This is a genomic window from Humibacter ginsengiterrae (assembly GCF_054780115.1).
The window spans coordinates 407,942-430,809 of sequence record NZ_BAAGWY010000001.1 but is presented as its reverse complement, the minus strand read 5'-3'; the positions used below and the strand labels follow the sequence as shown (position 1 = coordinate 430,809).

Genomic DNA, 22,868 nt, shown 5'->3' with positions numbered 1-22,868 from the left:
GCTTTGACGAGCGCGGACCGACGAGAAGACGAAGGATGATCACCATGGCAGTAACGCAAGAACAGGCGACCTGGTTCGCGGGCGCTTTCGGGCAGCTGGTCGCGAACGTCGACAAGGCGATCCTGGGCAAGGAGCACGCCATCAGGCTCGTCGTCACGGCGATGCTCTCCGGCGGACACGTGCTGCTCGAAGACGTCCCCGGAACGGGCAAGACCGTGCTGGCGAAGGCGCTGGCGAACACGATCCAGGGCACGCAGTCTCGCATCCAGTTCACGCCAGACCTGCTGCCCTCCGACGTCACCGGCGTCACGATCTACGACCAGTCGACAGGACGGTTCGAGTTCCACCAGGGACCGATCTTCGCCTCCATCGTGCTCGCAGACGAGATCAACCGCGCCTCGCCGAAGACTCAGTCGGCCTTGCTGGAGGTGATGGAGGAGGGCATCGTCACGGTCGACGGCGTCAGCCACCCGGTCGGCAGTCCGTTCATGGTCATCGCGACACAGAACCCGATCGAGCAGGCCGGAACCTACACGCTGCCCGAGGCGCAGCTGGACCGCTTCCTGATCAAGACCTCCCTCGGCTACCCCGATCACGACACCACCGTTCGGCTGCTGATGGAATCTTCGAACCGGGCGCGTGCGGCATCCGTCTCGGCGATCATCGCCTCCGACTCCGTGACGACCATGGCCCAGCTCGCCGCCGACGTGCACACCGACGGAGCGGTGATGGGCTACCTGAGCGAACTCGTGACCGCGACGCGCGCCGACAAGGATGCTGCACTGGGCGTGAGCATCCGGGGAGCCCTCGCGCTCGCCCGGGCCGCCAAGACCTGGGCGATCGCGAGCGGGCGCACCTACGTCACCCCTGACGACGTGAGGGAGCTCGCCGTCCCCGTGCTCGCCCACCGCGTGATCGTCGACCCCGAAGCGGAGTTCGCGGGCGTGAAGGCCGAAGACATCGTCGACCGCGCGGTCGCCACCGTGAACCCGCCGGTGTACCGGGCAGCGTGACCAGCGGAATGACGACGGCGGACGAGCGGACGCGCTCGCAGGCATCCTTCGCCCTGCGAGAGCTTCTGCGCGCCGTGCTGACCGGAGTGCTCGGCCTGTGGCGTGCGCTTCTGCGGGTGCTCGAGAAGCCGCTGGCCGTCGCATCTCGCGCCGCGAAGACCGTGACGCCGCTCGGCTGGATCGTCGTCTGCGCCGCCGTCGTCTCGTTCCTGCTCGCCTTCGTGCTCGGCTGGGCCGAGTTCTCCTTCATCGGCTTCGCCCTGGCGGGCGGGATGCTCGCAGCCTGCGCCTTCCTGTTCGGTCGCGCTACCTACCGGGTCGCCATCGAGCTCAATCCGCGTCGCGTGACCGCGGGTGACCGCGCCATGGGTCGCATGGAGGTCGTCAACACCGGACCTCGGCCCGTGCTCCCGACACGCATGGAACTGCCCGTCGGTGAAGGACTCGCGGAGTTCGTCGTTCCCAGGCTCGCGCCGCGCGCGGACGACGAGAGCCTGTTCGCAATCCCGACCGAGCGGCGCGCGCTCATCGTCGCGGGTCCCGCGATCAGCGTGCGCGGCGATCAGCTCGGACTGCTGCGCCGCACCACCCGATGGACCGAGCAGGTCGAGCTGTTCGTGCACCCGAAGGTGACGCGCATCGCCGCCACGGCGCGCGGCCTCGTGAAAGACCTCGAGGGCCAGACGACGAAGGCGATCACCGACAGCGACCTCGCATTCCACGCCCTGCGGTCTTACGAGCCGGGCGACGACATCCGCAACGTGCACTGGCGCAGCTCGGCGCGCACAGGGCAGCTCATGGTGCGCCAGTACCAGGAGACCCGACGCTCCCAGCTGCTGCTGATGATGAGCGCCGACCGTCGGTTCTACGCCTCCGATGACGAGTTCGAGCTCGCCGTGTCCGCACTCGCATCCATCGCCGTCGAAGTGATCGCCGAGGAGTCCGAGCTCGACGTCGTGTGGGAGAACGGCAGATTGCGCGAACGCACCCCGATGACCCTCCTGGATGACACCTGCCGCATCCAGCAGGTCGACAGCCGGTACGAGTCCCTTCGCGAGTTCGCCCGCACGGTCGGTGCGAGGCTGGCGGACCCGAGCCTCGTCATCGCTGTCGTCGGCAGCAACGTCACGCACCGTGAGCTGCACGGGCTCTCAACGCTCTACCCCTCCGACACGCCCGTGATCTTCGTACGAGCGGCGGCGGAGGGTGCCGGTCTGCGCAAGGTGGGCGACGCGTTCGTCGCGACGATCACGAAGCTGCCCGAGCTCGCCGGCCTGCTGCAGAGGGCGGGACGATGACTGCCGCCGCTCCTACGACACCCGCGCGCACACGGGCCGCCAACAGACCGGCGCGCACGAGCACGGGACGGCTTTCCGCGGTGCGCGCATCGGCGTGGGCCGACATCCTGGTGTTCGCCGTGCTCGCATTGATCGCTCTTCTCGGTTTCGGCCCGGCGTTCGGTCAACTCGGCTACCTGGTGGCCTCGATCGGCGGGCTCCTCGTCGGAAGCGCCGTCGCGATCGCCGGCGTGCTGCTGCGTCTGCCGATGGTGGCCACGGTGCTGATCGGCATCGGCGCGTACTTCGTGTTCGGAACGGCGCTCGCCCTGCCGGGCGAGGGCATCCTCGGCGTCGTCCCCACATTGACGTCGCTCAGCGACCTCGCCGTCGGGGCAGTCTTCGGGTGGTCGGATGCCGTCACCCTGCGCGCGCCGCTCGAGGCGCCCCCGTACCTCGCCGTCGTACCGTTCGCGGCGACGCTCGTCGTCTCGCTCGCCTGCGTGTCGCTTGCCATGCGGATGCCCTCCGATGGTCGCCGCGCAACGTTGCGCGCTTCTCTGCTCGTTGCGGGTCCGACGCTGCTGTTCCTCGCGGCCATCCTGCTGGGAACGAGGGATGCCTACCTTGCCGGCATCCGCGGCGTCGCGTTCGCGGCCATCGCGCTCGGCTGGCTGGGCTGGCGCATCCGCTCCTCGAAACGCTCCATTGCGCCAGACCCCGGATTGACCCGGCGCGCGATCGCCGGATCCGCCGTCGTCGTGCTCGTCGCCGTCGTGGTGGGCGGCGCGCTCGGAACGTTCGTCGCGCCGTCGTCCTCGTCGCGCCTGGTGGTGCGCGACGCCGTGCAGCCGCCGTTCAACCCCCTGGACTACCCGGCGCCGCTGGCCGGGTTCCGCAAGTACACGAACGAGCTGCAGAAGACCAAGCTGTTCACGGCGACGAACCTGCCCAGCGGCAGCCTCATCCGGCTGGCGACGATGGACAGCTACAACGGCATCGTCTGGAGCGTGACCGGCCCTGGAGAGCAGACGGACGGCTCCGGCAGCTTCGAACTGCTCGGCAGCACCATTCCGACGCCGCCGCTGTTCACGCCGGGGGCGAAGACCACGTCGAAGTTCTCCGTGCTCGGGTACGACAACGTGTGGCTTCCCAACCTCGGCTACACCGACGAGCTGCAGTTCGACTCTCACCCGGGCGCCGTGGATCCGCGGGACACCGTGCGCGTGAATGCGGCCACCGGAACCACCGCAGTGACGAGCGGCGTCTCCCGCGGGCTGACGTACACGGTGCAGGCGACCGCGCAGAAGATCCCGAACGACAAGGCGCTGAAGAACGTGCCGGTCGCGACCGTGGCGATGCCGAGCATCACGAACGTGCCCGACGTGATCGCCACGAAGGCGGAGCAGTACGCGGGCGGCTCGGCCAGCGCCATCCAGAAGCTGCGTAACATCGAGCGGTCGCTGAAGAAGCTCGGCTACCTGAGCCACGGCCGCGCCTCCGACCCGGTGCCTTCTCGCGCGGGCGAGGGCGCCGACCGCATGAACGACCTGCTGCAGAAGACGCCGATGGTCGGCGACCAGGAGCAGTACACGTCCGCGTTCGCGCTGATGGCCCGTCACCTCGGCTACCCGGTTCGCATCGTCATGGGCTTCAAGTCGCACAGCGACGGTAAGGGCACCGTGACGTTCACCGGCAACGACGTGACGGCGTGGGACGAGGTGGCGTTCCAGGGCGTCGGCTGGGTGCCGTTCTTTCCCACGCCTACCAAGACCGACGCCCCGAAGGACCAGACCGTCAAGCCCAAGCTGCAGCCGCAGCCGCAGGTGCGGCAGCCACCGAACACACCACCGAAGGCCGACGACCTTCTCACCCCGGTGAAGACGAAAGACAACAAGCCGCCGCAGGACAAGCACGCGTTCGTGCTTCCGGCCTGGGCGTACTACGTCATGGGTTCGTTGCTGCTCATCGCGCTCGCGATCTTCGTGCCGATGGGAATCGTCGCTCTGCTCAAGAAGCGCAGAAGGCTGAGGCGTGTCAGGGGTCCTGGAGACCGGCGCGCGGCAGGCGCCTGGGACGAACTCGTCGACGGCTTCGGCGAGCTGGGCTACAGCGTGCCGAGGGTGTCGACGAGACGTCAGACGGCCGCGTCGCTCGAGACGCAGTCGGCCGAGCAGGGCATCCCGCTCGAGACCGGCGCGCTGTCTGCGCTTGCGGCGGATGCCGACGCCGCCGTGTTCGACGGAACCGACGTCTCCGAGGAGCGCAGCACGCAGCTGTGGCACAGCGTCGAACAGACGCTGGCGTCGGTGTACGCATCTGCTGGCTGGTTGCGGAGGCGCCTCGCCTCGTATCGGTTCACCCGGCACCGCAAGCCGTCGTCGCGATCCGGTGCGCCGGGATCTCGTGCGTCAGGTGCGGCGACATCGGGTGCGCCCGCGTCCGGCTCGGCAGCCTCGGTATAGTGTCCCGGTGGACTCGTCGGGTTTCATCACGCCGCCTCCCGGCCTGATCCCGCCGCGCCACGACACCGACACGCACACCGAGCGGATGCCTCCGCGCTCGCAGTCGCTCCCCGTGTTCAATCCGCCGACGGCGAGCCAGCAGGGTGCGCAGGCTGACGCCTCGCCGTCATGGCTCGTCGTGCTGCCCACCGGTGCGCGGGTTCCCGTGAACGGTGCTCTACTGGTCGGACGCAACCCGGTGCGCTTCGAGCCGTGGACGGCAGCCGAGCTGCTGCCGGTCGACGACCCGGCGCGCAGCGTCTCGAAGACGCACGCGGTTCTCGAGGAGTCGGCCGAAGGCATCCGGATCACCGATCTGCACTCCACGAACGGCGTGAGCGTTCTGGATGCCGCAGGTTCGGCGACCACGCTCGCATCGGGCGTCGCTATCCCCCTCAGTGCCGGAACGACCGTGCTGTTCGGCAGCTACCGGGTGCAGGTCGTCACCGCCTGAACCTCAAGTCCTGGGTGCTACCCTGAACGGGTGCTGGTCGTCTCACTCCTCCTTAGCCGCCGCGACGAGTCCTAGTTCCTCAGGCCTCCCTCGTCGCGGAGTTCTTTCGTGGCTTCTTTCCCGGGCCGTACACCCGGACCCCACACGCAAGGAGAAACCGACAGCATGAGCACAGCATCCGATGCCGTGCGCACGGACGGCGCGGCTGACGCGCAGCAGTCCGGCGCAAGGTCACAGACCGAGGCGCTCGGCGCGACGCGGCCCCGAACGCTCGCCGAGAAGGTCTGGGCAGACCACCTCGTCGTCAAGGGCGAGGACGGCTCGCCCGACCTCATCTACATCGACCTGCACCTGGTGCATGAGGTCACCAGCCCGCAGGCGTTCGACGGGCTGCGTGCGGAGGGCCGGCAGGTTCGCCGTCCCGATCTCACCATCGCCACCGAGGACCACAACACGCCGACGATCGGAATCGACAAGCCGATCGCCGACCTCACCAGTCGCACGCAGATCGATACGCTGCGCAAGAACTGCGCCGAGTTCGGCATCCGGCTGCACTCCCTCGGCGATGTCGAACAGGGCATCGTGCACGTCGTCGGCCCGCAGCTGGGTCTCACCATGCCCGGCATCACCGTCGTGTGCGGCGACTCGCACACCTCGACGCACGGCGCGTTCGGCGCGATGGCGTTCGGGATCGGCACGAGCGAGGTCGAGCATGTGCTGGCCACTCAGACGCTTCCGCTGAAGCCGTTCAAGACGATGGCGATCACCGTGGAGGGCACGCTGCGTCCCGGGGTCACGGCGAAAGACATCATCCTCGCCGTCATCGCGAAGATCGGCACCGGTGGGGGACAGGGCTACGTGCTCGAGTACCGCGGCAGCGCCATCCGTGCGCTCTCCATGGAGGGCCGCATGACGATCTGCAACATGTCCATCGAGGCGGGTGCCCGGGCGGGCATGGTGGCTCCGGACGAGACCACGTTCGCCTATCTGAAGGGGCGTCCGCACGCGCCGCAGGGCGAGGACTGGGATGCCGCTGTCGAGTACTGGAAGACGCTCGCCACGGACGACGACGCGGTGTTCGACGCCGAGGTGTTCATCGACGCCGACGCCCTCGAGCCGTTCGTCACGTGGGGCACCAACCCCGGGCAGGGCGTGTCGCTCAGCGACGTCGTGCCGGAGCCGGCAAGTTTCGATGACCCGAACGCGCGTGCGGCCGCCGAACGGGCGCTCGAGTACATGGACCTGAAGGCGGGGACTCCGCTCAAGGACATCCACGTGGATGCCGTGTTCATGGGCTCCTGCACCAACTCGCGCATCGAAGACCTGCGCGCGTTCGCCTCGATCATCAAGGGCAAGAAGAAGGCCGACGGCGTGCGCGTCATGGTCGTCCCTGGCTCCGCGCGAGTGCGCCTGGAGGCCGAGGCCGAGGGCATCGACAAGATCGTCGAGGAGTTCGGAGCCGAGTGGCGTTTCGCCGGATGCTCGATGTGCCTGGGCATGAACCCGGACCAGCTGGCGCCGGGTGAGCGGTGCGCCTCCACCAGCAACCGCAACTTCGAGGGACGACAGGGCAAGGGCGGACGCACACACCTGGTGTCACCGGTGGTGGCGGCGGCCACGGCCATCCGTGGCACGCTCTCCAGTCCCTGGGATCTCGAGAGCGTCGATTCGAAGGCAGGTGCCTGACATGGAGAAGATTTCCACGCTGACGGGAACGGCGGTACCGCTGAAGCGGTCGAACGTCGACACCGACCAGATCATCCCCGCCGTGTTCCTGAAGCGGGTCACCAAGACCGGGTTCGACGACGCCCTGTTCTACGCCTGGCGGCAGGACCCCGGCTTCGTGCTCAACCAGGAGCCGTACAAGAGCGGCGGCATCCTCATCGCCGGTCCCGATTTCGGCACCGGGTCATCCCGTGAGCACGCCGTCTGGGCCCTGCGCGACTACGGATTCACCGCCGTGCTGAGCCCGCGGTTCGGCGACATCTTCCGCGGCAACTCCGGCAAGCAGGGCCTGCTCACCGGGACGATTTCCGAGGACGACCTCGAGAAGCTGTGGGCGGCCATCGACGCGAACCCCGGAATAGAGGTGACCGTCGACCTGGTTGAACGAAAGGCGCGACTCGCCGACCTGACCGTCGACTTCGACATCGACGATTACACTAGGTGGCGGTTGCTCGAGGGGCTCGATGACATCGGCCTCACCATGCGTGATGAGGCGCAGATCACAGAATTCGAAGCCCGCCGAGAGTCTTGGCGGCCCAAGACATTGCCGGTGAAAATCTAGTGAACTCACTTCTTCAGGATGCGCAGGCCGCGGGAGCCCGAGTGGGGCTGACAGCAGAGAAGATCACCATCAACGGTGGACGACCGCTTCGCGGACGCATCCGGTTGAAGGGGGCGAAGAACCTCGTCACGAAGGCGATGGTCGCCGCAATCCTCGCCGACGGACCGAGCGAGCTGCGCGACGTGCCCGACATCAGCGACGTTCGAGTCGTGCGCGGGCTCCTGGAGATCCACGGCGTCAAGGTCACCGACGGACCGGACGAGGGCGTGCTGCTGCTCGACCCGACCGGTGTCGAGAGCGCCCACATGGCAGACATCGACGCGCACGCCGGATCCAGCCGCATCCCGATCCTGTTCTGCGGGCCGCTGCTGCACGCGCTCGGCGAGGCGTTCATCCCCGACCTGGGCGGATGCCGCATCGGCGACCGCCCGATCGACTACCACCTCGAGGTGCTGCGCCGGTTCGGCGCGGTCGTGGAGAAGCTGCCCAGCGGCATCCGCATGACCGCGCCGAACGGCCTGCACGGCGCCAAGGTGGAGCTGCCGTACCCGAGCGTCGGGGCCACAGAGCAGGTGCTGCTCACGGCCACGAAGGCCGACGGCATCACCGAGCTGCGCGGCGCCGCGATCGAGCCCGAGATCATGGATCTCATCAACATCCTGCAGAAGATGGGCTCCATCATCACCGTCGACACCGACCGGGTGATCCGCATCGAGGGTGTCGACCGGCTCACCGGTTACAGCCACACCGCGCTCTTCGACCGGAACGAAGCCGCAAGCTGGGCGGCCGCCGCACTCGCCACCGAGGGCGACATCTTCGTCGGCGGTGCGCACCAGGCCGAGATGCTCACCTTCCTCAACGTGTTCCGCAAGGTCGGCGGAGCGTTCGATATCCACGATGACGGCATCCGCTTCTACCACCCGGGCGGCGAGCTCAAGCCGGTGATCATCGAGACGGATGTTCACCCTGGCTTCATGACCGATTGGCAGCAGCCGCTCGTGGTCGCTCTCACTAAGGCCAGAGGCGTCTCGATCGTGCACGAGACGGTGTACGAGCAGCGATTCGGATTCGTGGATGCCCTGGTCGAGATGGGTGCGACGATCGAGATCCACAAGGAATGCCTCGGCGGGCATCCGTGCCGCTTCGGTCAGCGCAACTTCGACCACTCTGCCGTGATCTCCGGACCCACCGAGCTGCACGGCGCCGACATCGAGGTGCCCGACCTTCGCGGCGGTTTCAGTCACCTGATCGCGGCGCTGACCGCGAACGGAACGTCGACGGTCAGCAACGTGGGCATCATCAGCCGCGGCTACGAGAACTTCATCGGCAAGCTCGAGCAGCTCGGCGCCGACTTCGTCTTCGAGCCGTAGGCGGCACTCAGCGCGACGGCGCCCGGCGCCGCCCGCGCTGTTTCGCGCGCGCTCTCCGCGGTGAGGCTAGGCGTTCGCGATGACACCAGGTGCCGTGCACCTGGTGTCATCGCGAACGCCTAGTGTCGCGGACGGCTCTCGGCTCAGCCGCGCATACGCGATAGCGGATAATGGGCGGGTGCCGAAAACACCCGAAGAGCCGGATGCCGCACCTCACGACGACGTAGAACCTCGCGACGGCGAGCCGCGCGAGAGGGCCGAACCGGCTGCTGCCGTGCTGGGCCCGCGCAACTCCGATGCGGCCGGGACGCCTCGCCGGGTGCGCAAGGAGACGACGCGGCCCGGTGTGTTCTGGGCCATGGCAGGGGTTGTGGTTCCGATCATCGGGGCGGCCGCCCGGTTCAAGGTGCACGGCCGCGAGAACCTTCCGCTGACCGGCGCGTACATCATCGCCCCGAACCACTACAGCGAGATCGATCCGCTCGTGGTCGGGACGATGATCTGGCGGCGTGGCCGTGCTCCGCGGTTCCTGACGAAGGAGAGCCTGTTCTCGGTTCCCGTCGTCGGATGGTTCCTGAAGCGTTCGGGGCAGGTGCCGGTCAGCCGCAGCCACGGCGGCCGTGGTGCGCCGATCGCCCAGGCTCAGCACATCGTCGACAACGGCAGCGTCGTGATCGTCTACCCCGAGGGCACACTCACCCGCGATCCCGACCTCTGGCCGATGCGCGGCAAGACCGGGGCCGCCAGGCTCGCGCTCGACTACGGCATCCCGGTCATTCCGGTGGCGCACTGGGGCACGCAGCAGATCATGGCCCGCTACTCCAAGAAGATCAGCGTCTTTCCCCGCAAGACCATCACGTTCTCGATCGGTGCCCCCGTCGATCTGTCCGCCTACCGCGAGGGACCGCGCACGGCGACAGCGCTGGCGGGTGCGACGGATGCGATCATGCAGGCGATCACGCAGGAGCTGGAGAAGCTGCGCGGCGAGAAGGCGCCGGCGAAGCGCTGGGATCCGGCCGAGCACGCGCAGAGTGAGACGGGCCGTTTTGAGGGCTAAGCCGGCGCCGGCGAGGCGCGTCGCAGTGCTCGGCGCCGGCAGCTGGGGCACCACGTTCGCGAAGGTGCTGGCCGACGGCGGCTCCCACGTGACCCTGTGGGCCAGGCGTCCGGAGGCGGCGCGTGAGATCCGCGAGGCCAGGCGCAACAGCCAGTATCTGCCGGGCATCAACCTGCCCCGCAATCTCACCGCCACGTCCGACCTGAAGGACGCGCTGACGCGGGTCGATCAGCTGTTCATCTCCGTCCCGAGCCAGACGCTGCGTGAGAATCTGGTCGCGCTGGGGCCCCTGCTACCTGAGGACATCCCCGTCATCAGCCTGATGAAGGGCGTCGAGAAGGGCACCGGCCTTCGGATGAGCGAGGTGATCGCCGAGGTGCTGGCGATCGATCCTGAGCGCATCGCCGTGGCATCCGGACCGAACCTCGCTCTGGAGATCGCGAAGAAGCAGCCGACCGCCGCCGTCGTCTCATCGGTCAGCATGGAGACCGCACATGAGGTCGCCCTGGCCGCTCGCAACCCGTACTTCCGCTCGTTCGTGAACACCGACGTAATTGGCACGGAGTTCGGCGGCGTGCTCAAGAACCTGATCGCGGTGGCGATCGGCATCGTCGACGGTGTCGGCTACGGGGAGAACACGAAGGCGTCCATCATCACGCGCGGACTCGTCGAGATGACCGACTTCGCGGTCGCGCACGGCGCGGAGCGTGAGACGCTGGCCGGTCTTGCGGGCCTCGGCGACCTGATCGCCACGTGCCAGTCACCGTTGTCGCGGAACAACACCGCCGGTCGACTCCTCGGGCAGGGTTACGCGTTCGCGGAGGTCGTCAAGCAGATGAACCAGACCGCGGAGGGACTGGCATCCGTCGCTCCGATCCTCGCCCTGGCGAAGGCCAAGGGTGTTCAGATGCCCATCGTCGAACAGGTGGGACAGGTGCTTGCCGGTACGCTTGCACCGGCTGATCTGGCCCCCCACCTGACCACCGACGACACCCCTCGTGGTGAAAGGACTACGGATGACTCACAAGCGCGTCCTCGTGCTTCTTTTCGGCGGGCGTTCGAGCGAGCATTCGATCAGCTGCGCCACGGCGGGCGGGGTGCTCGGGGCGCTTGACCGCGACCGTTACGACGTCGTCCCGGTCGGGATCACCCGCGATGGGGCGTTCGTGCTCGAGCGCGACGACCCGACTGCTTTCGCGCTGAATCCGGATGCCCTCCCCGAGGTGCGCGACGACGGCAGCCGGGTGCGCTGGCCGGAGTCGACCCTCTTCAGAGAGCTGACCGTCGAGCGTGACGGGGTCGTCACGTCTCTCGGCGAGGTGGACGTGGTGCTGCCGATCCTGCACGGACTGTGGGGTGAGGACGGCACGATCCAGGGACTGCTGGAACTGACCGGCATCCCGTACGCCGGATCCGGCGTGCTCGGCAGCGCGCTCGGCATGGACAAGCACTTCACGAAGATCGTATTGCAGGCAGAGGGCATCGCCGTCGCACCCTGGGTCACCGTGACGCGCGACGAGTGGGAACGGGGCCAGGATGCCGTCGCCGACCGGGTGCGCGCTCTCGGCTCGCCCCTGTTCGTCAAGCCGGCGCGCGCGGGGTCGAGTGTGGGCGTGACGAAGATCACGTCGGCGGAAGGCCTGTCGAATGCGCTCGAGACCGCGTTCGCCGAAGACGACAAGGCGCTGATCGAGTCGGCTGTGCGTGGGCGCGAGGTGGAGATCGGAGTACTCGGCGGGCGCAGCGGGGAGCAGCCACGGGCATCCGTCGCCGGCGAGATCGTGGTGTCGGGACGCGGGTTCTACGACTTCGAGGCCAAGTATCTGGATGCCCCAGGCATCGACCTGGTGTGCCCTGCGGACCTCACGGATGAGCAGCTCGCCGAGATGCAGAGCCTCGCGGTGCGCGCGTTTCAGGCGATCGACTGTGCCGGGCTGGCACGCGTCGACTTCTTCCTCACCGACGACGGGTGGGTCGTCAACGAGGTGAACACGATGCCGGGATTCACGCCGATCTCGATGTTCCCGAAGGTGTGGCAGGCATCCGGGTTCAGCTATCCGGAACTGATCGACGAGCTCATCGAGCTGTCACTGGAGCGCTAGGCCGCTCAGCCGGACTGGGTCGCAGTGCTCGTCGGCGTCGGCGTGGGGGTTCCGGTCGGGGAGGTCACGTCGGAGGTGCCCAGGCATTTCTCGTTCTTCTGCTGGGGGATCTCGCCGATTGCGTCGGCGAGTGCCGGCAGCACCGAAGCATCGGCGACGCCGCCCTTGCCGTGCTGGATCACAACCTCGGTGGCCGGTGTGCGGCCGAAGGTGATGTAGCGGAGGGCGGAAGCGGCAGGGTCGTTCTCCAGCACCCAGTCGATGCCGTTGACGGTGATGCAGGGCTTCGTCGTGGGGCCGATCGGTGCCACACCGCAACGCAGCAACACGACCGTGGGGTCGCCCCAGGCGCTCGTGGCCTGAGCATTGGTCTCGCGCTGGGCCTTGCCTGCGATCGAGTCGGGCAGGTGCACGATGACGTCCGCGCAGCGCGGATCGTTGGCGTCAGCAGCGGGCTGCATCGCCACCGTCGGTGCGCACGCGGTCAGGAGCAGAGCAGAGGCGCCGACGGCGAGCAGGGCGCCGAAAAAGCGGCGGGAACGGGAGGGCATCGCGTTCACACTAACGTGTGAGACATGACGCAATCTGGGCGTGGCATGCAGCACGACGGCGAGCACTCCCAGGTGGGGGAGGCCGCAGTGGCGGATGCCGACACGGTGGCATCCGTGGGCGAGATCGCCACCCTGCGGCGCATCTTCCCGCGGCTCCCGCAGGCATCGGCGACCATCGTCGGGCCCGGCGACGACGCGGCGGTGCTGGCCGCGCCCGATGGTCGCTACGTCGTGACGACCGACATGATGATCGCCGGTCCGGACTTCCGGTGGGCATGGTCGTCGCCGACGGACATCGGCTGGAAGGCCGCTGCGACGAACCTCGCCGACGTGGCCGCCATGGGGGCGCGTCCCACCGCGCTCGTGGTGGCGATCGCCGCGCCGACCAACACCCCGGTCGGCACCCTGGAGGCGGTGGCCGACGGGTTCAGGGGCGCGTGTGAGGCACTCGCGCCGGGCTGCGGCGTCGTGGGGGGAGACCTCTCGGTCTCGGATGTGTTCACGCTCGCCGTGACCGCATTCGGGGATCTCGAAGGACGCCGGCCGGTGCTCCGCTCCGGCGCACGGCCAGGTGATGTGGTGGCGGTGGCGGGAACGCTGGGGCGTGCGGCACGCGGTCTGCGCGCGCTGTTCGCCGACGCCGTGGACGCCGAGGGGATGCCGGATGCCCGCCTCGCCGCGGACGTTGCCGCGCGTGTTCCCGAGGTGGCCGTGCAGCGTCGTCCGCAGCCGCCCATCTTCGCGGGAGCCATCGCCGCGACAGCTGGGGCGACCGCCATGCTCGATGTGAGCGACGGGCTCGCACTGGACGCTGGACGGGTCGCGGAAGCATCGGGTGTGCGGATCGACCTGCATGCGGATGCCCTCGGTGACGACCCCGTCTCGGCACTTGCCGGGGGAGAGGACCACGCGCTGCTCGCCTGTTTCCCAATGGAGGCCGCATTGCCGTCGCCGTTCCGCGCGATCGGAGTCGTCCTCCCGGGCCCCGCCGGTGGCGGAACGGTGGCCGGTGGAGCATCCGACGAGAGGGGTCTGCTGGTCAGTGTCGACGGGCATCCATACGGCGGCGCTCTCGGCTGGGACCCCTACTCCGGCTGGGACGGCGCGGCCGGCTGAGCGAACCACACGGCCGTCTCTCCGTACGTCTTCGAACGAAGCAGCTCGAGCGCCTCGGGCCAGTGGGGTTCGGGCGACCGTGCACTGCGCTCCACGACCACCAGGGCGTCGTCGTTCAGCAGGGGAACGAGTGCGGTGAGCACGTCGCCCAGCTCATCGTCGCTGACGTCGTACGGCGGGTCGAGGAAGACCAGCTCGAACGACCGGCCGGCGGCCTGCCCGAGGTACGAGCGCACCGAAGCCTGGCGAACGTCGACCCGCGGACTGATTCCCGCGCGTGCGCGTTCGCCGGCCTTCAGGACGGCTGCGGCGTTCGACCTGCAGACACCGGCCGCATGGCCGTTCTGCTCGACGAGAACCGCGGATGCGGCGCCCCGGCTCACCGCCTCGAGCCCGAGCGCACCGGACCCGGCATACAGGTCGAGAACGTTCATGCCGCGCACGGCATCCATCGCGTCGAGCGAGGAGAAGATCGCCTCGCGCACCCGGTCGCTGGTCGGACGAGTGCCGGCCCGAGGCACGGCGAGCGTCAAGGACCCGGCGAAGCCGGACACGATGCGCGTCATGAGTTCGAGGGTATCGATCCCACGCGCATCGCCAGGACGGCCGAGCGAATCCAGGGCGAACGACCACGTTCTCGGCGCGAGAGCGCAATCCGTCCTGTTGACGACGCCGCCGCCAAGCCGAGCTCGCGCGAGCGGTGTCGGCCGCCTGCTCTAGCCTGGTGTCATGCCGCGGACGCCTACGGAACTCACGGGCGAATCCGTCGCGTCGTCCGCTGGCCGCGCCGCACCCCCCGCAGTGAACCTCGAGACCCCGCTGCGGGCGCTGCTCGGCGAACGGGAGGCCGCACTGTTCGCACGCGCGTTCGGGCACCGCACCGTCGGCGATCTCCTTGCGCACTACCCTCGCCGGTACGCGCACCGTGGTGAGCTGACAGCCCTGGCCGACCTGCCGACGGACGAGGACGTCACGATCGTGGCGGAGGTGAAGCACTGCAGCGTTCGAGCCATGCGACAGCGCCACGGCACGATCGTCGAGGCGGTGATCTCCGACGGCACCGGCATGCTGTCGCTCACGTTCTTCAACCAGAAGTGGCGTGAGAACGAGCTGGTCCCGGGTCGCCGCGGCATCTTCGCCGGCAAGGTGAACCGGTACAAGGGAGTGCCTCAGCTCACGCACCCGGAGTACGAACTCTTCGAGGAGGGAACGGACGGCGACGCCGAGAGCTGGCAGAGCCGGCCGATCCCGATCTATCCGGCGACATCGACGCTGGCGAGCTGGAAGATCGCCAAGGTCATCCGCGAGGAGGTGCTGCCGAGGCTCGGCGCCATCGACGACCCGGTTTCGGATGCCATCGCACGCGACCGCAAGCTGGAGCGCCTCGAGAGGGCGTTGCGGGGCATCCACACTCCGGTCGACGACGCCGACTGGGCTCGGGCCAGGCACACACTGCGGTACCAGGAGGCGTTCGTGCTGCAGGCCGCGCTGCTCCAGGAGCGCGAGCGGCTGCGCGAGACCGCCGCGACCGTGCGGTTGCCGAAGCCCGACGGATATGCGGCTCGCTTCGAGAAGGCGCTCGCGTTCGAGCTCACCGATGACCAGCGCACGGTGGGCGAGCAGATCGCGCACGACCTCGCCCAGCCGTTTCCGATGAACCGGCTCGTGCAGGGAGAAGTGGGCAGCGGCAAGACGGTGGTCGCGCTGAGGGCCATGCTGCAGGTCGCGGACAACGGCGGGCAGTCCGCATTTCTCGCCCCGACCGAGGTGCTGGCATCGCAGCACTTGCGGTCGATCGCTGCCGCTCTCGGCCCGGATCTCTCCGCTGAACTCATGCCCACGCTGATCACCGGGCGTCTCACAGCTGCCGAACGCAAGAAGGCACTGCTGCGCGCGGTGAGCGGGCAGGCGCAGATCGTGGTCGGCACGCACGCGCTGCTCAGTGAGAACGTGTCGTTCTTCGACTTGGGACTTGTCGTGGTCGACGAGCAGCACCGCTTCGGCGTCGAGCAGCGAGACGTGTTGCGTGGCAAGGCATCCACCCCGCCGCACCAGCTTGTGCTGACCGCGACGCCGATCCCGCGCACCGTCGCCATGACCGTGTTCGGCGACCTCGACGTGTCGACGATCGCACAGCTTCCGGCCGGCCGGCAGCGCATCGAGAGCTTCGTCGTACCGCTCGCGGAGCATCCGCGGTGGGAAGAGCGCATCTGGGAGCGCGCGTCCGAGGAGATCGCCGCAGGTCATCAGGTGTTTGTCGTCTGTCCGGCGATCAGCGCCAAGGAGGCCGAGGACGACGAGCTTGCAGAGCCGGGCGACACGGATGCCGACCGTACGGCCACGCCTGTCGCCTCGGTCGAGCAGACCCTCGCCTCGGTCCAAGCGAACCCGTTACTGTCGGGTGCGCGCATCGCCGCACTGCACGGACGGATGCCCGCCGACGAGAAGGACGCCGTGATGCGATCCTTCGCGGCGGGTGCGCTCGACCTCATCGTGGCGACGACGGTGATCGAGGTGGGCGTCGATGTCCCGAACGCGTCAGCCATGATCGTGCTCGACGCCGACCGGTTCGGCGTCTCGCAGCTGCACCAACTGCGCGGCCGCGTCGGCCGGGGCGGCGTGCCGGGGCTCTGCCTGTTCGTCACCGCAGCGGAGGCGGGAACGCTCGCGCGAGAGCGCGTGGACGCGGTCGCTGCGACGCTCGACGGCTTCGCACTCGCCGAGGCCGACCTCGATCTCCGGCGGGAGGGCGACGTGCTCGGCAGCAACCAGTCCGGCGGCAGGTCCTCGCTGCGACTGCTGCGGGTCGCCCGCGACGGCGCCGTCATCGAGAGGGCGCGAGCGGATGCCGCCGCGCTGCTCGAGAGCGACCCGAGGCTGTCCGCGCACCCGGCACTGGCATCCGCCATCGCCGACCGGCTGACGGAACGTTCCCGCGACTTCATGGCGCGCGCGTGACCCGACGCCGAGCATCCGCTGAATGGTAACGATCAGGTAAACCCCGGCCGCTATTCTGAAAGCCTATGAGCACTGGAGCCCTATGAGCAGGATCGCCGTTGTCCCCGGTTCGTTCGACCCGGTCACGTTGGGTCACCTTGATGTGATCGCCCGTTCGGCGAGGCTGTTCGACGAGATCCATGTGCTGGTGGTGCACAATCCCGACAAGAGTGCGATGCTCCCGATCGCTCAGCGGGTCTCGCTGTTGGAGCGATCCATCGCCGACGAACGACTGCCAGGCAACATCATCGTGGCGGCGTGGAGCGTCGGCTTGCTCGTCGACTACTGCACCGATGTCGGAGCCAACGCGCTGGTCAAGGGCATCCGCTCCCAGGTCGATGTCGCGTACGAGACGCCGATGGCGATCGTGAACCGCGATCTGGCCGGTGTCGAGACGGTCTTCATGCTGCCCAATCCCGCGAACGCTCACGTGTCGAGTTCGCTGGTGCGTCAGGTCGCCGCGCTGGGCGGCGACGTGAGCCCGTACGTGCCGCGTGCGGTATACGACTATCTGCAGGAAATATGAACACGCTCCCGACCAAACAACCGACGGATGCCTCGGCCGAGGCCACCGACACCGAACCGAGCATCACACCCGACCACCTGCGTGAAGAGGCTGAGCAGATCGCGGCCAACGTTGAGGCGGTGATCGATGGCAAGCACGAGGCGGTGCGGGTCGCGCTGACCGTGCTCCTGGCCGAGGGTCACCTGCTCATCGAGGACGTACCCGGCGTGGGCAAGACGATGCTGGCGAAGGCGCTGGCGAAGTCGGTGGACTGCACCGTGAGTCGCATCCAGTTCACCCCAGATCTGCTTCCCTCCGACGTGACGGGCGTCTCGGTGTACAACCAGCCGGAACGACGGTTCGAGTTCAAGCCCGGCGCGGTGTTCGCGAACATCGTCATCGGCGACGAGATCAACCGCGCCAGCCCGAAGACGCAGTCCGCCCTGCTGGAGTGCATGGAAGAGAGGCACGTCACCGTCGACGGGTCGACGTATCCGCTTCCCGACCCGTTCATCGTGATCGCCACCCAGAACCCCGTCGAGATGGAGGGCACCTACGAGCTCCCCGAGGCGCAGCGCGACCGTTTCATGGCCCGCATCGCCATGGGGTACCCAGACGAACAGGCCGAGATCGAGATGCTCACGGGCCGGGACACGTCGAGTCCGCTCTCCCGCATCGGCGCCGTCGTCAGCAGCGACCGGCTGCGCGAGATGATGGCTCTGGCGAGGCGCGTCTTCGCCTCGGATGCCCTCAAGCAGTACGCCGTCGCCATCGCTCACGGCACGCGCGACGACGCCGACCTCAGGCTCGGGGCGAGCCCGCGCGCGACCCTTCAGCTGGTCCGCGCCGCCAAGGCGCGAGCGGCGCTCGAAGGACGCGACTTCGTGCTGCCCGACGACGTCGACGCGCTTGCGGTTCCCGTTCTGGCCCACCGGCTGCTGCCCACCAGCCGCGCGATGGGACAGCATCACGAGCGGGCTGCCGTGCTCGCCGATGTCGTCTCCCGTATCGTCGCGGCCACCCCCGTGCCCACGGGGCAACCGAAGTAGCCTGTGCCGCATGAGGGCCACGCGTGCCCGGTCCGCAGCGCAGCGGCCGAGACCGACCTGGCGAGGCGCCGGGCTGGCGTTGGCCGGCGCCGTCTCCATGGTCGGCGCCGCGACGTACGGCAGGGTGGACCTGCTCGTGCTCGGCCTTGTGCTGCTGCTTCTTCCGCTCGCCGCAGCTATCGCGGTGACCGTCGACCGGCCGTGGATCAGCGTCACCCGCCAGTTCGAGTCCGATGTCGTCACGGCCGGCGAACCCGCTCACGTGTCTGTCACGGTGCGCAACGAGGCGAGCCGGCGCGCGCCCAGCCTGCGGTGGCGGGATGCCTGCCCGCCCGCACTCACGGCATCCTCCCTCGCACCGCTTCCCCCGCTGGGCGAGCACGCCATCGCCAGCCGCGACCACTCCGATTCAGCGACGGTGCGGTACTCGCTGGGTACGACGCGCCGGGGTGTCTTCTCGGTCGGCCCGCTACTACTGGAGCGCACGGATCCGTTCGGTCTCGTTCGCTGCCTGTACGCGGTGGGCTCGGGTAAGCCTCTGATCGTCGTTCCGCACGTGGACGACCTGGGGGAGGGCGAGTTCGACGTCTCCCGCAGCGAGGGGTACGAGCACGAACTGGTGAAGCACAGCATCCCGAACGCGGACGAGCTGATCGCGCGCGATTACCGTCCAGGCGACCCCATGCGACGCGTGCACTGGCGGGCGACCGCACGGCACGACAAGCTCATGGTGCGGCAGGAGGAGCCGCGCAGCAATCCGGAGACGTGGATGCTGGTGGACACCGACGGAGGTGCGCGGCTCGAGCACCGGCACCTGCACGCCGACACCGGAAACGACCGATTCGAGACGGCGGTCGATCTGGCGGCATCGCTGGGCGCTCATCTCATCGATCAGGGCTACGTGCTGGGGGTGGCCGAGTCCGCGCCGTTGCAGCTTCAGGGCAGGGCGGGCACCGGTCGCGCTGGACTGGCGGGCCTCGCGGTCTCGGCGTACGATCCGCCAGGCGGCGCCCACTCGCTTCTGATCGGGCTTGCCGCCGCGGAACAGCTCAGACGCGACAACGCCGATCCAGCCGGCGTTCTCGGCGCTGCGCTTCGTCGCAATCCGCAGGCTGTTCCGACGTTCGTGATCGTCGTCGACGGCGACCATGACGAACTGGCGGCTGTGGCGTCGTTGCGCCCGTTGTGCGACCCGGCCGTGGCGTTCTTCGTCGGTGAGCGCGCCGAGCTGCGCGAGCACTATGAGCGACGCGGCTGGACCTGCGTCGACGTGGAAGTGGGAGAGCGGCCGAGTGCCGCGTGGCAGCGGGCGGCCATCCGCTCGGCAGTGGTGCACCATGGCTGACACGACGCGGTCCACCGCATCGGGTGCCCCGGCGCGGAGCAGATTGCCCGGGGTCTCCGGCCCGCCGTCGTCGCGCGGACGATTCGATGACGTGCCACGGTTGTCGACGCGCCAGGCCGACCCGAGGCGAAGCGGCGCGCTGTTGGCGCTCATGGCCGCACTCGCGGTCGCGCTCGTCGGACTCATCTCGGGCGCGCAATGGTGGTGGGAACTGCTGCTCACCTTCATCGTGGTACTCGGCGTGGCGGCAGGATGCCGTGCGCTCGCTCTGCCGCGCGCTCTTGCACCGGTGCTCTCCCTCGTGGCGCTCGTGCTGCTCGTGACGGCGATGTTCGCCCCACGCACCGCGCTGCTCGGGTTCATCCCGACGCCCGCGACGGCCGTGGAGTTCGGCGACCTCGTTTCCCGGGCCAGGGTCTCGTTCTACAACCAGGGAGTCCCCGCCGATCCGCTGCCTGAGTTCTTGTTCCTCATCGTGGCCGTCGGAGGCGTCATCGCGTGGACTTCCGACCTCGTGGCGATCGTGCTCCGCCGCCCCGCGCTGGTGGGCATCGTTGTCGCCTCAGCGCTCATCGCGCCCGCCTCGCTACTGGACGGCGGCATCTCACCGGTGTCGCTCATTCTGTGTCTGATCGCGTACCTGCTCCTGCTGCGAGTGGATGTGCGCGCCAGGAGGGGCACCGGGGCGGAGATCACCACGTCGTTGTCCATCGCTGCCGGGGCGATCGTCGTCGCGCTCGTGATCGGAACGACCGCACCAGGGTTCCAGCAGATCGGCAGGCAGGCGATCCCTGCAGCGGGCGTGCTGTTCGGCCAGGGCGTGAATCCCTTGATCGATCTCGGGGCCGACCTCAGGCGCCCGGTGCCGGTGACGGTGATCGACTATTCGACCACCGCGCCCTCTCCCGGCTATCTCCAGATGACGACGCTCGACGCATTCTCCGGCGAGGTGTGGCGGCACACCAAGTCTCCGTCCACGTTCTTCAGCTCGTCCACCTCGATCGGCACGGCTCCCGGCCTGAGCAAGCACGTGAAGACCAGCACGGTCGTCACCGACGTGCAGGTGCACAACATGACCAGTCAGTGGCTGCCGGCCCCGTACCCGGTGTCGAAGGTCGAGGGGCTGAACGGCAGTTGGGCGTGGGAACGCAACGACCTGACGATCTCCGGTCTCACGGCCACGACCGTCGACCAGCAATACACGGCGATTTCGAAGGCGGTGCAGCCCACGGCCAGGCAACTGAGAGACGCGGGAACGAACTATCCGGACTCGGTGCAGGACGACCTGAGCGTTCCCCGCAACGCGCCGGCGGTCATCCGTGCGACGGCGCTCTCCGTCACGGCGGGCGCGACAACGCCGTACGACATGGCGGTGGAGCTGCAGTCCTATTTTCACGACGGCGACTTCCGGTACTCGTTGGATGCTCCGAAGAACGGCGGCTACGACGGTGACACGCCGGGCACGATCGCGACGTTCCTGGAGCAGAAGGCAGGGTACTGCGTGCACTTCGCGGCAGCCATGGTCTTCATGGCGCGCGAGCTCGGCATTCCGGCCAGGATCGCGGTCGGATACCTGCCCGGGGTCATCACCGGCACATCGGGCTCGACCACGCAGTACCAGGTCACGTCCGACGACCTGCACGCCTGGCCGGAGCTCTACTTCCCGGGCGTCGGCTGGGTGCCGTTCGAACCGACGGTGGGCCGCGGAACCGTCCCGGACTACAGCACGGCCGCCGCGGCGACGCCCGTGCCGACCGATACGTCGAGCGCCGGTGCGGCCGGCGGCGCCCAGCGGAGGCTTCCCACCGATCAACCGGTAGCCGGCGGCAGCGCCGTGGATACTGCGACGGCGGCGTTCTCTTCGAGCAGCAGCGTCGCGGCGGTCGGGCTGCTCATCCTGGCGATGGTGCTGACGCCCGCCGTGGTGAGGCGCCGGATGCGTGCGAAGCGGCTTGCGACGGTGCGGCAGGGCGGAGGAACGGCGCGGATGGCGTGGGCGGAGTTGCGTGCGTCGACCCTGGACCTCGGCCTCGCAGCACCACCCACGGAGACCCCGCGCGCATTCGCGGACCGATTGCGTCGAACGTGGACGGACGCATCGGGGAACGCGCCCGATGCGTCGTCGCAGGATGCGGCATCCCTCGCCCTGACCGAACTTGTGGAGGCGATCGAGCAGGAGCGGTATGGGCCGCCTGGCGGCCGCTGGGCCGATCCCGTGCTCGCCGATGACGTCGTCACGGTGGTATCGGCCCTCGCCGCGACCGCAGGACTGGCCAGACGGATACGCGCGACGATGGTCCCGGTGTCGCTGCTCGAGGGTCGGCTGCGAGCTCCCTCGGCCGCCCGCGCCGGTGCGTGACGCCCGCTGCCTCCTCCGCATGATGCCGAGGCGCGACGGGTAGAATCGTTGTTCGTGTCTCCCGCCGCTCGCAATCCCTACTCCCTCGGCGTCCGCGACCTGATGCACAGGCCGGGCGAGATGCGCGAGGAGTCTCTTACCGTCGACGTGCCGGAGAAGCTCGGGGAGGGCCTCGTGAGCGTGGAGGCCGGCGCGCCTCTCGAACTCGACCTTCGCCTCGAATCCGTGCACGAGGGCATCCTCGTCTCCGGGGAGGCTTCGGCGATCGCCAAGGGTGTCTGCGGGCGCTGCCTGACCGACATCGCGGAGCCCGTCCAAGTCGACTTCCAGGAGCTTTTCGCGTATTCTTCTGGGGAAGCTTTTGACTCCGAGGTTCACGACGACCACGTGGATCTTGAACCTCTTGTCAGGGATGCGGTGGTGCTGGCACTGCCGTTCCAGCCGGTGTGCCGACCGGATTGCCCTGGTCTCGACCCTGAGACCGGCGAACGGTTGGCCGATCTGCCGGATCGCGAACCCAGGAACCCCATCGACCCGCGGTGGGCTGCGCTCGCCGACTTCCCCGCTTCCGATGACGCCGCCGGCCGGAGCAGTTCGCCTGAACAGGCCGGCTCCCCAGACAGAGAAGAGTAGAGACATGGCTGTTCCCAAGCGGAAGAAGTCGCGCGCCAACACCCACGCGCGTCGTTCCCAGTGGAAGGCCCAGGTTCCGAACCTGGTCAAGACCGTCGAGAACGGCAAAGTGACCTACAGCCTTCCGCATCACGCGAAGGTCGTCGAGGACTCGGCCGGCACCCCGCTGTTCCTTGAGTACAAGGGCCGCAAGGTCGCCGACGTCTAGTCACGCGGCGCACGCTCAGCGTGCGCAGTCGCAGGCGCGCA

General features: G+C 68.5%; 20 protein-coding genes. 18 read left to right on the top strand and 2 right to left on the bottom strand.

Annotation, left to right across the window (positions count from 1 at the left end; genetic code table 11):
* Positions 1-44 precede the first annotated feature (44 nt).
* The 10 genes from ACYVII_RS02090 (at position 45) to ACYVII_RS02045 (ending at position 12,064) form a co-directional block, all read left to right on the top strand.
* Positions 45-1,013 (top strand): AAA family ATPase, encoded by a 969-nt coding sequence (locus ACYVII_RS02090; protein ID WP_460530198.1) that lies wholly within the window; start codon positions 45-47, stop codon positions 1,011-1,013.
* 8 nt (positions 1,014-1,021) lie between these two features.
* Positions 1,022-2,311 carry a DUF58 domain-containing protein gene (locus ACYVII_RS02085; protein ID WP_460530195.1) on the top strand — a complete coding sequence of 430 codons (1,290 nt, stop codon included), beginning with the start codon at positions 1,022-1,024 and terminating at the stop codon, positions 2,309-2,311.
* Positions 2,312-2,391: 80 nt separating this feature from the next.
* A complete protein-coding gene (locus ACYVII_RS02080) occupies positions 2,392-4,755 on the top strand; it encodes a transglutaminase family protein (RefSeq protein WP_460530192.1) in 2,364 nt (787 codons plus the stop codon).
* A 7-nt stretch (positions 4,756-4,762) separates the two neighbouring features.
* Positions 4,763-5,248, top strand: coding sequence for an FHA domain-containing protein (locus ACYVII_RS02075; protein WP_460530189.1), 486 nt, complete (start codon positions 4,763-4,765; stop codon positions 5,246-5,248).
* A 165-nt stretch (positions 5,249-5,413) separates the two neighbouring features.
* Positions 5,414-6,934, top strand: coding sequence for a 3-isopropylmalate dehydratase large subunit (leuC, locus tag ACYVII_RS02070; RefSeq protein WP_460530186.1), 1,521 nt, complete (start codon positions 5,414-5,416; stop codon positions 6,932-6,934).
* A gap of 1 nt (position 6,935) precedes the next feature.
* Positions 6,936-7,535, top strand: a complete 600-nt coding sequence (gene leuD, locus ACYVII_RS02065; RefSeq protein ID WP_460530183.1) for a 3-isopropylmalate dehydratase small subunit — start codon at positions 6,936-6,938, stop codon at positions 7,533-7,535.
* Positions 7,535-8,905 (top strand): UDP-N-acetylglucosamine 1-carboxyvinyltransferase, encoded by a 1,371-nt coding sequence (gene murA / locus ACYVII_RS02060; RefSeq protein ID WP_460530181.1) that lies wholly within the window; start codon positions 7,535-7,537, stop codon positions 8,903-8,905. The genes leuD and murA overlap by 1 nt, the downstream gene beginning before the upstream one ends.
* A 178-nt stretch (positions 8,906-9,083) precedes the next feature.
* Positions 9,084-9,962 (top strand): lysophospholipid acyltransferase family protein, encoded by an 879-nt coding sequence (locus ACYVII_RS02055; protein WP_460530178.1) that lies wholly within the window; start codon positions 9,084-9,086, stop codon positions 9,960-9,962.
* 25 nt (positions 9,963-9,987) lie between these two features.
* Entirely contained in the window at positions 9,988-11,076 is a 1,089-nt protein-coding gene (locus ACYVII_RS02050; RefSeq protein WP_460530175.1) for an NAD(P)H-dependent glycerol-3-phosphate dehydrogenase, read from the top strand.
* Entirely contained in the window at positions 10,979-12,064 is a 1,086-nt protein-coding gene (locus ACYVII_RS02045; protein WP_460530172.1) for a D-alanine--D-alanine ligase family protein, read from the top strand. Before ACYVII_RS02050 ends, ACYVII_RS02045 begins: the two co-directional genes overlap by 98 nt.
* Positions 12,065-12,069: 5 nt before the next feature.
* On the opposite strand, the gene ACYVII_RS02040 is transcribed toward ACYVII_RS02045, so the two are convergent.
* Positions 12,070-12,615 (bottom strand): DUF3515 family protein, encoded by a 546-nt coding sequence (locus ACYVII_RS02040; RefSeq protein ID WP_460530169.1) that lies wholly within the window; start codon positions 12,613-12,615, stop codon positions 12,070-12,072.
* 45 nt (positions 12,616-12,660) lie between these two features.
* On the opposite strand from ACYVII_RS02040, the gene thiL reads away from it, so the two are divergent.
* A complete protein-coding gene (thiL, locus tag ACYVII_RS02035) occupies positions 12,661-13,731 on the top strand; it encodes a thiamine-phosphate kinase (protein WP_460530532.1) in 1,071 nt (356 codons plus the stop codon).
* Here thiL and rsmD read toward each other — a convergent pair.
* On the bottom strand, positions 13,701-14,297 hold the full coding sequence (gene rsmD / locus ACYVII_RS02030; RefSeq protein WP_460530166.1) for an RsmD family RNA methyltransferase: 597 nt from the start codon (positions 14,295-14,297) through the stop codon (positions 13,701-13,703). The two genes, thiL and rsmD, sit on opposite strands and share 31 nt — an antisense overlap.
* Before the next feature lie 163 nt (positions 14,298-14,460).
* Here rsmD and ACYVII_RS02025 point away from each other — a divergent pair, with 163 nt between their 5' ends.
* The 7 genes from ACYVII_RS02025 (at position 14,461) to rpmF (ending at position 22,827) form a co-directional block, all read left to right on the top strand.
* Positions 14,461-16,689, top strand: coding sequence for an ATP-dependent DNA helicase RecG (locus tag ACYVII_RS02025; RefSeq protein WP_460530163.1), 2,229 nt, complete (start codon positions 14,461-14,463; stop codon positions 16,687-16,689).
* 82 nt (positions 16,690-16,771) lie between these two features.
* Positions 16,772-17,254 carry a pantetheine-phosphate adenylyltransferase gene (gene coaD, locus ACYVII_RS02020; protein WP_460530160.1) on the top strand — a complete coding sequence of 161 codons (483 nt, stop codon included), beginning with the start codon at positions 16,772-16,774 and terminating at the stop codon, positions 17,252-17,254.
* Positions 17,251-18,282 carry an AAA family ATPase gene (locus ACYVII_RS02015; protein WP_460530157.1) on the top strand — a complete coding sequence of 344 codons (1,032 nt, stop codon included), beginning with the start codon at positions 17,251-17,253 and terminating at the stop codon, positions 18,280-18,282. Before coaD ends, ACYVII_RS02015 begins: the two co-directional genes overlap by 4 nt.
* A gap of 10 nt (positions 18,283-18,292) precedes the next feature.
* Positions 18,293-19,627, top strand: coding sequence for a DUF58 domain-containing protein (locus ACYVII_RS02010; RefSeq protein ID WP_460530154.1), 1,335 nt, complete (start codon positions 18,293-18,295; stop codon positions 19,625-19,627).
* Positions 19,620-21,986, top strand: a complete 2,367-nt coding sequence (locus ACYVII_RS02005; protein WP_460530151.1) for a transglutaminase family protein — start codon at positions 19,620-19,622, stop codon at positions 21,984-21,986. The genes ACYVII_RS02010 and ACYVII_RS02005 overlap by 8 nt, the downstream gene beginning before the upstream one ends.
* A 120-nt stretch (positions 21,987-22,106) precedes the next feature.
* A complete protein-coding gene (locus ACYVII_RS02000) occupies positions 22,107-22,619 on the top strand; it encodes a YceD family protein (RefSeq protein WP_460530529.1) in 513 nt (170 codons plus the stop codon).
* A 4-nt stretch (positions 22,620-22,623) separates the two neighbouring features.
* Positions 22,624-22,827, top strand: a complete 204-nt coding sequence (gene rpmF, locus ACYVII_RS01995) for a 50S ribosomal protein L32 (RefSeq protein WP_022899781.1) — start codon at positions 22,624-22,626, stop codon at positions 22,825-22,827.
* The last annotated feature ends 41 nt before the right edge of the window (positions 22,828-22,868 follow it).